10 protein-coding genes, 1 tRNA gene and 1 pseudogene are annotated in these 13,155 nt (G+C 64.3%); 5 read left to right on the forward strand and 7 right to left on the reverse strand.

Annotated elements, in window-relative coordinates; genetic code table 11:
* Positions 1-2 precede the first annotated feature (2 nt).
* The 3 genes from CTR53_RS11290 to CTR53_RS11300 form a co-directional block, all read right to left on the reverse strand.
* Positions 3-77, reverse strand: a tRNA-Val gene (locus CTR53_RS11290).
* Positions 78-170: 93 nt separating this feature from the next.
* Positions 171-2,624 (reverse strand): penicillin-binding protein 1A, encoded by a 2,454-nt coding sequence (locus tag CTR53_RS11295; protein WP_290813028.1) that lies wholly within the window; start codon positions 2,622-2,624, stop codon positions 171-173.
* A 117-nt stretch (positions 2,625-2,741) separates the two neighbouring features.
* The gene (locus tag CTR53_RS11300) at positions 2,742-3,374 is read right to left on the reverse strand and encodes a TetR/AcrR family transcriptional regulator (RefSeq protein WP_290813031.1); all 633 of its coding nucleotides are present in this window, start codon (positions 3,372-3,374) and stop codon (positions 2,742-2,744) included.
* Between the two features lie 26 nt (positions 3,375-3,400).
* Between CTR53_RS11300 and CTR53_RS11305 the strand changes: the two genes are divergently transcribed.
* Positions 3,401-4,117, forward strand: a complete 717-nt coding sequence (locus tag CTR53_RS11305) for a glutathione S-transferase N-terminal domain-containing protein (protein WP_290813034.1) — start codon at positions 3,401-3,403, stop codon at positions 4,115-4,117.
* 12 nt (positions 4,118-4,129) lie between these two features.
* A complete protein-coding gene (locus CTR53_RS11310) occupies positions 4,130-4,510 on the forward strand; it encodes a nuclear transport factor 2 family protein (protein ID WP_290813037.1) in 381 nt (126 codons plus the stop codon).
* Here the strand turns inward: CTR53_RS11310 and CTR53_RS11315 are convergent.
* A complete protein-coding gene (locus CTR53_RS11315) occupies positions 4,507-5,592 on the reverse strand; it encodes an N-acetylmuramoyl-L-alanine amidase (protein WP_290813040.1) in 1,086 nt (361 codons plus the stop codon). The genes CTR53_RS11310 and CTR53_RS11315 overlap by 4 nt on opposite strands.
* Positions 5,593-6,222: 630 nt before the next feature.
* Between CTR53_RS11315 and CTR53_RS11320 the strand changes: the two genes are divergently transcribed.
* The 3 genes from CTR53_RS11320 to CTR53_RS11330 all read left to right on the forward strand — a co-directional run bounded on the left by CTR53_RS11320 (position 6,223) and on the right by CTR53_RS11330 (position 10,294).
* A complete protein-coding gene (locus CTR53_RS11320; protein WP_290813041.1) occupies positions 6,223-9,231 on the forward strand; it encodes a ribonuclease E/G in 3,009 nt (1,002 codons plus the stop codon).
* Positions 9,232-9,251: 20 nt separating this feature from the next.
* Positions 9,252-9,719, forward strand: coding sequence for an N-acetyltransferase (locus CTR53_RS11325; RefSeq protein ID WP_290813044.1), 468 nt, complete (start codon positions 9,252-9,254; stop codon positions 9,717-9,719).
* Between the two features lie 116 nt (positions 9,720-9,835).
* Positions 9,836-10,294 (forward strand): thioesterase domain-containing protein, encoded by a 459-nt coding sequence (locus CTR53_RS11330; protein ID WP_290813047.1) that lies wholly within the window; start codon positions 9,836-9,838, stop codon positions 10,292-10,294.
* Positions 10,295-10,427: 133 nt separating this feature from the next.
* Here CTR53_RS11330 and CTR53_RS11335 read toward each other — a convergent pair whose 3' ends face one another.
* The 3 genes and pseudogenes from CTR53_RS11335 to CTR53_RS21285 all read right to left on the reverse strand — a co-directional run.
* The gene (locus CTR53_RS11335) at positions 10,428-11,576 is read right to left on the reverse strand and encodes an aminotransferase class I/II-fold pyridoxal phosphate-dependent enzyme (protein WP_290813049.1); all 1,149 of its coding nucleotides are present in this window, start codon (positions 11,574-11,576) and stop codon (positions 10,428-10,430) included.
* An 8-nt stretch (positions 11,577-11,584) separates the two neighbouring features.
* Positions 11,585-12,538 carry a gamma-glutamyltransferase gene (locus tag CTR53_RS11340; protein WP_290813051.1) on the reverse strand — a complete coding sequence of 318 codons (954 nt, stop codon included), beginning with the start codon at positions 12,536-12,538 and terminating at the stop codon, positions 11,585-11,587.
* A gap of 115 nt (positions 12,539-12,653) precedes the next feature.
* Positions 12,654-13,139, reverse strand: a pseudogene (locus tag CTR53_RS21285) (gamma-glutamyltransferase); the annotation flags it as partial.
* Positions 13,140-13,155: the final 16 nt, after the last annotated feature.

Raw genomic sequence — 13,155 nt, forward strand, 5'->3', positions numbered from 1 at the left:
AATGGTGGGCGGTACTGGGATTGAACCAGTGACCCCAGCAATGTGAATGCTGTGCTCTACCGCTGAGCTAACCGCCCGCCAGAAGCGGATCGGAGCCGATCCGTCAAAAAGCGTTTGCAGCGTATAAAGAGGCCGCCCGACGGTGTCAAGCGGCCTGTGGTTCCAAGGGGTTAGTAGAGGCCGCCGGTCCCCGAGATCGGCGCCGAGCCGGCGCTGGCGCCCACACCCGAGATGCTGTCGCGCTCATCCGCCATTGACCCGTCCAGCACGTGGCTGCGTTCGCCCGGCTGCGGCTCGGTGCCGGGGCGGAAGGCTTCGAGGATCACGTTGCGGTCGCCCGGCCGTGCCAGTTCGCCGGTCTCGGCCTGCACGCGCACCAGACGTACGCCGGGTGGCACGCGGAACTGAATGTTCGGCTTGCCCTGCAGCGCCTCCGCCATGAAGGCCTTGAACACCGGCACGGAAACCGAGGACCCGGTCTCACGCTTGCCCATGTCCTTGGGCGTGTCGTAGCCGATGAACACGCCAACGGCGAGGTCGGGGCTGAAGCCGACGAACCAGGTATCCATGCTGTCGTTGGTGGTGCCGGTCTTGCCAGCGAGTGGCTTGCCTAACTCGCGGATGCGGATGCCGGTGCCGCGCTGCACCACACCTTCCAGGATCGAGGTGATCTGGTAAGCAGTGACGGCATCGATCACCTGTGCGCGTGGATCGGGCAGGGCGGGTTCGCTCTGGCCCTGCCAGGCAACGGCGAGGCAGTCGGCGCAGGCGCGCTTGTCATGGCGATAGATCGTGGTGCCGTTGCGATTCTGAATCCGGTCGATCAGCGTTGGGGTAATCTTTTTGCCGCCGTTGACGAATTCCGAATAGGCCATCGTCATTTTCATCAGCGTGGTCTCACCGGCGCCGAGCGACATGGCCAGCACGGGCTGCAGGTTGTCGATCACGCCGAAGCGTTTGGCATATTCCGACACCTTGTCCATGCCGATGGCCTGGGCGAGACGCACCGTCATCAGGTTGCGCGACTTCTCCACGCCGACACGCAACGTGGACGGGCCGTAAAACTGGTCGGAATAGTTGCCCGGCTTCCACAGCGGCAGGCCAGGGCCCTGATCCATCACGAAAGGTGCATCCAGCACCAGCGACGAGGGCGTAAAGCCGTTGTCGAGGGCTGCAGCATAGACGAAGGGCTTGAAGGCCGAGCCCGGCTGGCGATTGGCCTGCGTGGCACGGTTGAACTGGCTCAGCTTGAAATCGTAGCCGCCGACCAGCGCCAGCACGCGGCCGGTATGCGGATCCATCGCCACCAGGCCGCCGCCGACCTCGGGGATCTGCCGCAGCGCGTAGCCGTCCTGCGGCTTGGCCGCATTCAGCGGGCTCGTTGCGATTACATCGCCCACGGCAACCAGTTCCATCGGCGTGCGCGGTACTGGGCCGAAATGATCGGCGCTGAATTTCTTGCGCGCCCATCGATAGCCCGACTGCGGAATCTCCGCCTTGCTGCCATCGGCAAAGCCGACGCTGATACTGTCATTGTCCACTGCCAGCACTGCTGCAACACGCCAGGGCGGCAGGATGCCGGCAAAGGGCGGCATCGCGCCAAGCTGCGTCTTCCAGTCGGAGCCAGCCGGCAGTTTCGCCAGCGGGCCGCGCCAGCCGCCGGCGCGGCGGTCATAGGCCTCCAGCCCATCGCGCAGCACGCGCTCGCCGATCGCCTGCAGTTTGGGGTCCATCGTGGTGCGGACGCTCAGGCCGCCTTCATAGAGGCTCTTCTCGCCGAATTTCTGCGCCAGTTCCCGGCGCACTTCCTCGGCGAACCAGTCGGCTCGCGCCAGTTCGGATTCCGGCCGTGTCAACGCGACCAGCGGCGCCGCGATGGCGACGCGCGCCTGTTCTACACTGATCACGCCATCTTCCTGCAGCCGCTCGATCACCCAGTCACGGCGCGCCTTGGCACGGTCGTGGTGGCGTACCGGATGGTAGTTGCTCGGCGCCTTCGGCAGGGCGGCGAGATAGGCGGCTTCCGGCAGGGTCAGGTCGTAGAGTGACTTGTCGAAATAAACGAGCGCGGCAGCGGCCACGCCGTAAGCGCCGGCACCGAGGTAAATCTCGTTCAGATAGAGTTCGAGAATCTTGTCCTTCGAGAAGGTCTTCTCGATGCGGAAGGCGAGGATGGCTTCCTTGGCCTTGCGACCGAGCGAGACCTCGTTGCCGAGGAGGAAGTTCTTTGCCACCTGCTGCGTGATGGTGGAGGCACCAACCGGTCTGCGGCTTTGCGCCAGGTTGGCAACGTTCTGCACCACGGCGCGCGCGATGCCGACCGGATCTATGCCGCTGTGTTCGTAGAAATTCTTGTCTTCGGCAGACAGGAAGGCCTGGATCACTGGCTTGGGGATCGCCTCGATCGGCACGAACAGGCGGCGCTCGCGGGCGAATTCGGCAATCAGCTTGCCGTCGCCGGCATGAATGCGCGTCGTCACCGGCGGTGCGTAATTGGCCAACTGCTGATAGTCGGGCAGGTCACGGCCGTAATACCACAGGCCGACCAGGCCGGCGACGCCGGCACCGATCAGGCCGATGACGGCAAGGAACAGCAGAAAGAAAAACCGCGACAACAAACGCATGGAAAGTCAGCTTCCCCAGCAATTCTTGGGTGGGATTTTGGCCGTAGAGGTACTCTCGAACGGCCAGCCTGTATAGCCACAAGATTGTGGCGGCGATACGGCAGGAAATACCGTGATTTAGCGCGCCTTCCGGGCCGTCTTCGAACCCCGGTTCGGTGGTTTGCCGCAGATCATGTCCATGGCTGCTGCGCTGAGCTGGTCCAGAGCGACCCGCGAATCTCCGGCCCGTGCCCGAACGGCCAGCGAATGCATGGTTGCCGAGATGAGCGCCGCCAAGGCCGAGGGTTCGCTGGTGTCTTCGATCTCGCCGTCCGCCACGGCCTGGCGCAACCGCTTTTCGATCACCTCGTTGAAAGCTTGTAAGCTGCCCGCCAGCATCTCGCGCACCGGCGGCCGTTGTGTCGCCTCCACTGACGCCGTGCCGATCAGCAGGCAGCCGCGCGCCGAGTGGAGATAGGCCGTCGTGGCATTCGCCAGCATCTCGCTCAATTCCACGCGCAAAGGCCGTTTGCCGGTCAGTGCAGCCTGCATGGCAGCTACCCCATCCTCGCGATAGCGCTGCAACGTCGCCAGATAAAGCCTCTCTTTGTCCCCGAATGCACCGAAAAGACTTGGTCTGTTCATTCCGGTCGCTTCGCTCAGGGCGTCCAGCGAGGTAGCGGTGAAACCGCTCGTCCAGAATACGTCGCGCGCATGATCGATGGCTTTGACGGGGTTGTATTCGATGGGGCGACCGCGCTTCCCAGGCATAATTGTACTCCTTCGCATAAAAACACTTGACCCAAGTAAAATATATGCGATACGGTACAAAAGTCGAGCGGCGGGACGCCGCTTTTTTTAAGGAGATCCAGATGAAGCTCTATATGCATCAGGCGGCCTGCTCGCTCTCGCCTCATATCATCGCCCGCGAACTCGACCTCGAAGTTGAAATCGTACCGGTGGAACGCGGCACGTATCGCACTGCCGACGATACGGACTATCTCGCGGTCAATCCCAACGGCTATGTGCCCGCACTGGTGCTGGATGACGGCGAAGTCGTGCTGGAAGGGCCGGCCATCGTGCAGCGCCTTGCCGAGCTGCGTCCCCAAGCCGGTATGATGCCGCAGGATCTGCGTGCGCGTGCCCAACTGCAGTCATTGCTCAATTTCATTTCTACCGAACTGCACAAGCCAATGACGCAGATGTTCAACCCGGCCTATGCGCCGGTGCGCGACGTGCTCCAACGGCATGTGGCGGGACGTCTCAACTGGGTTTCAACGCGGCTGGACGTCAATCCGTATCTGATGGGTGAAGCTTTTAGTCTGGCGGACGCCTATCTCTTCGTCTGCCTGAACTGGTGTCAGTGGCTGGGGATTGATCTGTCGGAATGGCCGCGTCTGGTAGTGTTCATGCTGCGGGTCGGCAAACGGCCGGGCGTACAGGCCGCATTGGCAGCGGAAAAGCTGGCGCCGCATAGCGGTGGTGTGTTTTTTGCGCCTCAAAAAGCTGCCTGAGAGGGGGCGACGATGAACAACAGCTTCACAGATACTGAAAGTCTTGCAACCGAAGCGATCCTGCACCGGTTCAATCAGGTGTTCGTCACCCGTGATCCGTCGGCGCTGCAGGATCTCGTCGCCGAGGATTGCGTGATCGAGAATACGCAACCGGCGCCGGATGGGTCGCGGCATGTCGGCCGCGTGGCCTGCATCGACTTGTGGAGCCGGATCGCGACTGACGCGGGTATCCGCTTCGAAACGGAAAGCATAACCGCTCGCGGCGATCGTGGTGAAATCCGCTGGCGGCTGTTCTGGGGACCGGATCGCGCCACCTCGGTGCGTGGCGTAAACCTGATGCAGGTGCGAGACGGGCGTGTCGTCGAAGCGCAGGGGTATGTGAAGGGCGCCTAGCGCGCCTCGACGCCGAAGAAGCGGTCGATGGCGGCGACCACGGCGGCGGCCAGCCGGTCGCGTCCTGCCTCTGAAAACAGAAGCGCCTCGTCGGCGGGATTGGACAGGTAGCCGAGCTCCAGCAGCGCCGATGGTACATCTGGCGCCGACAGCACCCGGAAATTGGCGGCCCGCAGGGCATTGCGGCGCAGCGGGGTTGTCTCGCCCATCGACGCGGTCAGCAGCCCGGCAAAACGGCTGCTGAGCCGCGCGGTATCGCGCGAGGCGAGGTCGAGCAGGATCGACACCACGTCATCCACTTCCGTTGTCGACGTGCCGTCGGCGATCTGGTCGGCGCGGTTTTCACGCAGTGCCAGGGCTTCGGTCTCGGTGTCGCTGGCGGCTTCCGCGCGGGTATAGACGCTGGCGCCGCGCGTGGCGCGGTCGCCGCCCAGGCTGTCGGCATGGATCGACAGGAACAGGTCGGCCTCCCGCTTGCGCGCCAGCGACACACGCTCATTGAGCCGGATGAACTTGTCGCTCTCGCGCGTCAGCAGCACGCGGTAGCGCCCGGTGGCGCGCAGCTTCTGTGCCACAGCGCGCGCCACGTTCAGCGTGATTTCCTTCTCGTAGCGGCCCGAAGCGCTGATCGCGCCGGGATCCTGTCCGCCATGGCCAGGATCGAGCACGATCAGGCGGCGGCGCTCGCCGGCCGCCAACGGCGGGGGTGGGGCGATATCGACGGCAGTATCCAGCGGCAGATGTACCGGTGCGGCAAAGGCGGCGGCGAAAGCATTCGGATCGGCTGGGCGCAGGTCGATCACCAGCCGATGCCCGCGTCCGGCTTGCGGCCCGAGATGGAAGGCACGTTCCACCACTGCCGGCTCGATCAGGTCGATGGCGATGTTCAGGCTGCCGTCCGGCGCGAGAAGCGGCAGACCGAGCGCCGCGACCAGCCCGCCGGCCGTCACGTCGGGTGCGGGCGCCGCCCAGCGGGTCGCAGGCAGGGTGAGTTGCAGGCCCAGCCCGTCGGCACTGGCGGCCAGTTCGGCCTGCGGCGGGGCCGAGGCTTCCACCACCAGCCGGGTCAGGCCGGCATTCAAACCAAGCTGCAGGCGAGTCAGGCGGAAAGGTTCAGCCCAGGCCGACGCAGCTGCACCGAACCCGGATGCTACAGTTAAAATCAATAAAAACAATAATTTAATGGAAATTCCCCGCACCATTGCCGCGTCGCGGCAAGAAAGACCTTGTGGGTATGGCCCGGCAAAGCGTAGCATGCAACCGCGAATATCCGAGTCAGACCCGACCGTCCAGCCAATTGCTTGTTCTTGAAGGACTTACAGTTCTTTATGCAGGCCGGCCCGGAGGCGGGGGGTCGGCGTAGCGACGGCGAGTTCGACCGCATCTTCCAGTGTCAGCCCCAAGGAGGCGACCTGGCGCGAATCGGCCCCCAAGCGGCGCTCAAGACATACCGGATGATTTTGAACCTTCGGGGCATCCCTACAGTCTAACGGCTGACGGGAGGCTCGGCAGACCGGCGCCGCGGCGCGCTCAGCATTCCGGGTTTCACCGGTCCCGCTGACGATGTGCTCACCCGCCGGTCACCAGGATCATTACCGCCGCTGGCCCTAGGCCTTGCGTCGGGCCGATCCGGCCGCAGTCCGCTCCGACAGCAGAGGCGCGCCGCCGTTTGTTATTCGCGCGGGCGGCGCCGCGCCGCAGGATTGTGCCTCATGGGCATGCGTATGTTGATCGATGCGACCCATCCGGAGGAAACCCGGGTTGTGGTCGTGAAGGGTACTCGCCTCGAAGAGTTCGATTACGAGACCTCCACCAAGCAGGTAAACAAGGGCAACATCTATCTGGCGCGCGTCACGCGCGTCGAGCCCTCGCTGCAGGCTGCTTTCGTTGAATACGGCGGGAACCGTCACGGCTTCCTGGCCTTCAGCGAAATCCATCCCGATTATTATCAGATCCCGATAGCAGACCGTCAGGCGCTGCTGGCCCAGCAGGCCGAGGAAGAAGCTGCGGCTGCGGCTGCCGAGGAAGCCGAACTGGCTGCCGAGGAGGCGCGTGCCGCTGCCCGTGCCGAACGTGCCGCTGCCCGCGCCGAACAGGGCGAGAGCCGTGAGGATGCCGAGGCCGGTGTCGAAATCGTTGAAGGCGATTACGAAACCGTCGAAGACATCAATGCCGACGACAAGGCGGCCGGCGAAAGCGCGGCGGAAGCCGTCGCGCCTGAAAGCGCTGCGCCCGAGAGCGACGTGCCTGCTGCCGAAATGCCGGCCGAGGCTGCGCCTGCCGCTGAACCGGTGGCCGAGCCCGTCGCTGAAACCGCACCAGCTGCTCAGGACGAAACACCTGCTTCTGCCCGGGAAACCGAAACTGACGCTTCGGCGCCGCCGGCCTACTGGAATGTGCCGCATGTCGCGACATCCGTTCCGACGCTCAGCGCCCCGGCGGATGACGAACATCATGACGATCATGCGGAAGCGTATGGCGACGAGCATCATGCCCACGACCATCACGCCGACGACCATCACGCCGACGAGCACCATGCCGATGATGGCAAGGGTGAGGAAAACGGCAAGGCTGACGAGAGCGATGAAGGTCGCGCGCGTCGTCGTCGGACCAACGTCTTCCGCCGTTACAAGATCCAGGAAGTGATCAAGCGCCGGCAGATCATGCTGGTGCAGGTCGTAAAGGAAGAGCGCGGCAACAAGGGCGCGGCGCTCACCACCTATCTCTCGCTCGCCGGCCGCTATTGCGTGCTGATGCCCAATACCGCGCGTGGCGGTGGCATCTCGCGCAAGATCCAGTCGCAGGCCGACCGCAAGCGTCTCAAGGCGATCACGGCGGAGCTGGATATCCAGGACGGCATGGGCGTGATCGTGCGTACCGCCGGCATGGAACGCTCCAAGCCGGAGATCAAGCGCGATTTCGAATACCTGCTGCGCAGTTGGGACAGTATCCGCGAGCGCACGCTGGAATCCTCCGCACCGGCCCTGATCTATGAAGAGGCCGGGCTGATCAAGCGCTCGATCCGCGATCTTTATTCGGATCAGATCGACGAAGTGATCGTGGAAGGTGAGGAAGGTTATCGCTTCGCGCATGACTTCATGCAGATGCTGATGCCCAATCACGCCGAAAACGTGAAGCAGTATGCCGACAAGATTCCGCTGTTCACCCGCTATCAGGTTGAACAGCAGCTCGATGCGATGTTCTCGCCAACCGTGCAGCTCAAGTCGGGCGGCTATATCGTCATCAACCCGACCGAAGCGCTGGTCTCCATCGACGTGAACTCGGGCAAGTCGACCCGCGAGCATAATATCGAAGAAACCGCCTACAAGACCAATCTGGAGGCGGCCGAAGAGGTCGCCCGCCAGCTGCGCCTGCGTGATCTTGCCGGTCTCGTCGTGATCGATTTCATCGACATGGAAGAGAACCGCAACATCCGTAAGGTGGAGCAGAAGCTGAAGGAATGCCTGCGCAACGACCGCGCGCGCATCCAGGTCGGCCGTATCTCCGGTTTCGGCTTGCTTGAGATGTCGCGCCAGCGCCTGCGTCCCAGCCTGCTGGAAAGCTCGACCATGCCCTGCCCGCATTGCCAGGGCCGCGGCTATGTCCGTTCGATCGAGTCCACTGCGTTGACTGTGCTGCGTGCCATCGAGGAAGAGGGCATCCGCGACCGTTCGGCCGAGATCACCGTCGCCATGTCGGCGGAAGTGGCGCTCTATCTGCTCAACCACAAGCGTGACCGCATCGGCGACATGGAACGCCGCTATGTGATGCGTGTGATCCTGGCCGCCGATCCCAGCCTGGTGCCGCCGGACTTCCGCATCGAGCGCAGCAAGACGCGCCAGCCTGGCGAGATCAGCCGTCCTGAAGTGACGCGTTCCGACATCCAGCGCCCGCTCACTCAGGAAAGCGCCTATGCCAGCGACGCCGATGAGGGCGACGCTGACGAGACCGAAACCGACAGCACGGCCGAGGTCGGTGCGACCGGCGAAGAGGGTGGCGAGAACGGCGATGGCCGTCGTCGCCGTCGTCGCCGTCGTCGTCGTGGCGGTCGCGGTCGCGATGAAGATGGTCGCGAAGATGGCGTGAGCGCCGAAGGTGCCGAAGGCGATGTCACTGAAGCAGTCGAAGGCGATGCCGGCGACGAAGCTGGCGAAGCGGATGAGTCCGGCGAGCAGGGCGCTGAAGCCGGTGCCGAAGGCGCCAATGCTGACGGTGAAGGCCAGGATGGTGACGGTCGTCGCCGGCGTCGTGGCCGTCGTGGCGGTCGCCGTCGTCGCGGTCGTGAGGATGGTGGTGAAGGTGGCGGCGAACGCCAGCAGGGCGAACGCCAGCCGCGCGCCGAGCGAGCGCCTCGTGAAGATCGTCCGCGTCGCGATGACAGTAATTACGTCGATACTGGCAGTACCATGACGCCTGCCTCCATTGGCGCGATGCTGGATGGTGTGCCCGAATTCGATTTCGGCGACGATCTGCCGCCGCTGCCGACCAAGGTCGCACCGCCCGCTGCAGTGCCGGCTTCGAGTGAATCAGCGCCGGCTCCGGTCGACCAGACCTCGACGGCACCTGCCGCGGCGCCGGACGTACCGCCGGCCGAGCAGAGTCCTGCCACGGCCGTGCCGCCAGCCGGCCCGGTTTTTGAGACCACCGTGATTGCGCCCGACGGCAGTGCCGACAAGCCTGCCGAACCGCCGCCGGCGAAAAAGGGCTGGTGGCGCCGGTGAGCGATCCGGGGGGTAATCTGATGCGCGAGCCTGCGATCCGTCGCGCCTCGTCGGCTGACGAGGTGCGTCTCGGCGCGCTGCAGAAGCGTGCCTATGTCAAATACGTGCCGCTGATCGGTGCCGAACCGCAGCCGATGGCCGAAACGGCCGCCGGCCTGCTGCAGGAATATGAGGTCTGGGTAGTCGATGGCGTGGAAGACGGTCTGGCGGGCGCGCTGGTGCTGCGCACGGCAAGCGATCATCTGCTGATCTGGAGCGTCGCGGTCGATCCGACCCAGCAGGGCACCGGCCTTGGCCGTCGCCTGCTCGATTTCGCCGAAGCGCAGGCGCTGCAACGCGGCTTGCAGCAGGTACGGCTCTATACCAATGCGCTGTTCACCGAGAACCGTAAGCTCTATGCCCATCTCGGCTATGCCGAGACCGGTTCCGAGACCTACGAGGGGCGCGAGCTGGTGCATATGGCCAAGTCGCTGGCCGCGACAGTGTAGTCATTTCCACGCATACCTAAATCACGTCATGGCCGGGCTTGTCCCGGCCATCCACGTCTGTGATATGGATGAAGGCGTGGATGCCCGGCACAAGGCCGGGCATGACGGAAGAGTGTGTGGCGGTGACTGAATCTTCCACTAAAGACCTCGAAGCTTACCTGCATGCGCATATCCCGCTCTCGGCTGCGATGCAGGTTGCGGTCGTGTCGGCATCGTCTGACGCCGTGACACTCAGCGCGCCACTCGCGCCCAATATCAATCATCGCAGCACGGCTTTCGGCGGCAGCATCTCGACGCTGGCAATTCTGTCTGCCTGGTCACTGGTCAATCTCCGGATCAAGACCGACGGCCTGAACACTCGGCTGGTGATCCAGTCGAACCGCGTGGATTACGACGCGCCGATTGAAAGCGATTTCACGGCGACGGCGACGCTTGCCGATATCGCTGCCTGGCCGGGATTCTTGAAGTTGCTCGCGCGCAAGGGCAGGGCGCGGATCGTCGTGCAGTCTATCGTGCGGTGCGGCGATATTGTCGGCGGGCGCTTTGAAGGCGAGTTCGTCGCGTTCAAATTATAAAACCGTCATCCTCGGGCTTGTCCCGAGGATCCATCTGCGTGTCCCGATGCGCGGATGGCTGGGATGGACCCTCGGGACAAGCCAGAGGGTGACGATGAAAGATGCGAGAACAACGGCGGGCGTGACATTGTCGTCACTTCATCCAGTCCTTCAGCCGCCTGGCTGCTTCGATCATGCGGTCGGTGCTGCCGGCGAAGGAGTAGCGCATGAAGTAGTGGCCGCGGCCGCGGTCGAAATCGAAGCCCGGCGTCGCTGCAATGCCGGTCTCGGCCAGCATGCGCTTGCAGAAATCATTCGCGTCGTTGGTGAAGCGACTGATGTCGGCGTAGATGTAGAAGGCGCCATCGGCCGGTGCCAGCCGGTCAAAGCCTGCCGCCGGCAATTCGTTCAGCAGGATTTCACGGTTCTTGGCATAGCGCGCGACATTGGCCTCCAGTTCGTCGTAAGAGTCGAGCGCGGCGACGCCGGCTACCTGGCTCACACCCGGCGCCGAGATGTAGAAGTTCTGCGTCAGGCATTCGATGGGACGCAGCAGCGTCTCCGGCACCACCATCCAACCGAGCCGCCAACCGGTCATCGAGAAGTATTTGCTGAAGCTGTTGATCACGATGGCCTGGTCGGTCAGCGCCAGTACAGACTGCGCGCGGCCGTTATAGGTGATGCCGTGATAGATCTCGTCGACGATCAGCCAGCGGCCCTTCGCGGCACAGTCATCCACCAGGGCTTTCATCTCGGCGTCGCCCAGCATGGTGCCGGTCGGATTGGCCGGGCTCGCCACCAGCACGCCTTTGGCATCGGCGGCCTGCGCGTTGATCAGTTCCGGCGTCGGCTGGAAACGCGTCTCCGGCTCGGTGACGATCATCGCCGGCACCAGATCGAGCGCCTTCAGGATATTGCGATAGGCAGGATAGGCCGGCTCGCCCAGTGCCACCTTGTCGCCGGCATCGAAGGCCGAGAGAAATGCCAGCTGGAAGCCGGTCGACGATCCGGTGGTGACGACGATGCGTTCGGGCGAGACATCCAGTCCGTAATAGCTGCGGTAATGGCGCGAGATCGCCAGCCGCAGTTCCGGGGTGCCGAGCGCCAGCGTGTAGCCGAGCGGGTCGCGCTGCATCGCGGCCGTGGCGGCTTCGATGGCCTTGCGCGGTGCCGGCGTGGAGGGCTGGCCGACTTCCATATGGATCACGTCCCCGCCGGCAGCTTCGCGCGCGGCGGCGGCCTTCATCACTTCCATGACGAAGAAAGGATCGATCTGTCCCCGTTTCGATGCTTGCGGAGCCATAACGAACGTCAGTAGTTGCGGCCGAAGGCGAGGCCGAAACCGCGGCGGTCGGTGGCAAAGCTGCAGGTGGTCAGATCGCGCGGTGCGCCCTCGGCGCAGAAGGCGATATTGACGCGGCCGAGCCGGCCGATCTCGTTCACCGTCACGCCGCGCTGCTGCATCGCCTGGTAATTGGCAGCATCCGTGCCCGGTTCCACCAGCAGCGGCGACTGCGGATTGGCCTGGAACATACGGGGCTGCGCCAGCGCCGGCACAGTGGGGTCCTTCTTGTCCTTGCCGAGCGCGGTGTGCAGCACGCTGTATGCCGTTGCCGCCGCCGCAGGGGCACCACCGCTGCCGCCGGCGGCGAAGACCGCCTGATTGATCTTCGGCATGGTGCCGATCATCGCGGTCAGATACGGCCGTTCGTCACCGCCCACACCGGGCGGTGCGGCAAACAGAATGCCGGTTTCGCGACCGACCAGGCGCGAGCCATAGGCCAGCCCCATGGTGAAGGCGCAGGCCACCGTGCCGCCGCGGCTGTCCATCGCCGCAATGCTGGCCGAGCCGAAGCTGTTCATCGGCAGGGTGGCGGGATCGCTGCGATAGGCCTGGCCGAGACTGGCGGCGAAGACATCGTCGCGCACAGCATCGCCGCTGCTGAACAGGTTCGAACGGCGCAGGAAGCTGCCGCCGTCATAGCTCTGTTCGACCAGCCATGCGGCCACCGCACCGCCGGCCGGCGTGTTCGGTGTATAGAGCGTGACGGAATTTTCAAACGGAACTTCGATCGGCTTGTTCACCGTCACTGCATAGGCGGCAAGTTCCTCCGGCGTGATCTTTCCGCCGGCACTGACGATATCGGCATGCACCTGGCGTCCCAGCTGGCCGCTGTAGAATTCGCTCGGTCCGGTCAGGCGCAGGCGTGACAGCACAGAGGCCAGCGCCGGCTGCACGCGTCGTTCGCCTTCCTGCGCGATCAATCCGCCGGCGGGGGTGGTAAAGAGCGGACGCAGGGTGGCGCTGCTGGTGACCGGNNAAGCGGGCCAGCTGTTCGGCCGGGGCCACCACGGCTTCCCAGCGCAGGCGGCCGTATTTGCCCTGCAGCAGGCCGATACCGCGTACCAGCGCCGGGATCGGCACCGGCCCGCCATCCTTGCCGGCAACGGCAGGGAATTCGATCGTTTCAGCTTTCCTGGTGACGGTATCGGCGGCCACGCAGACGCCGCCGCCGCCCAGGCCGGCCCCGTTCGGGTAGGTGACCGCATAAGTCAGGGCTGCGGCAGCCACCGCATCGGCCGCGCTGCCGCCATTCTGCAGGATGTCACGGGCCACCATGGCTGCCCGTGGCTCGTCGGCGGCGACACCGCCGCGGAAACCGGCCATATAATTGATCTGGCCGGCACTTCGGGAGGAGCTGAACCAGCCGTCGCCACTGTCTTTGCCGCCACACGAAGCGGTGACCAATGCCACCATGGCGAGCAGAGCGCATTGACGGATGCTCCGGCCGTGCTTACCTAAACCCTGCTGCAGGAGGTCACCCGCCTTGCTGGGACAATACTTCGCCATGCGCCGCTCTCTCATTCGCCGTGCTCTGGTT

Origin of the sequence: Ferrovibrio sp., from assembly GCF_002796975.1 — a bacterium.
GTDB lineage: Bacteria > Pseudomonadota > Alphaproteobacteria > Ferrovibrionales > Ferrovibrionaceae > Ferrovibrio.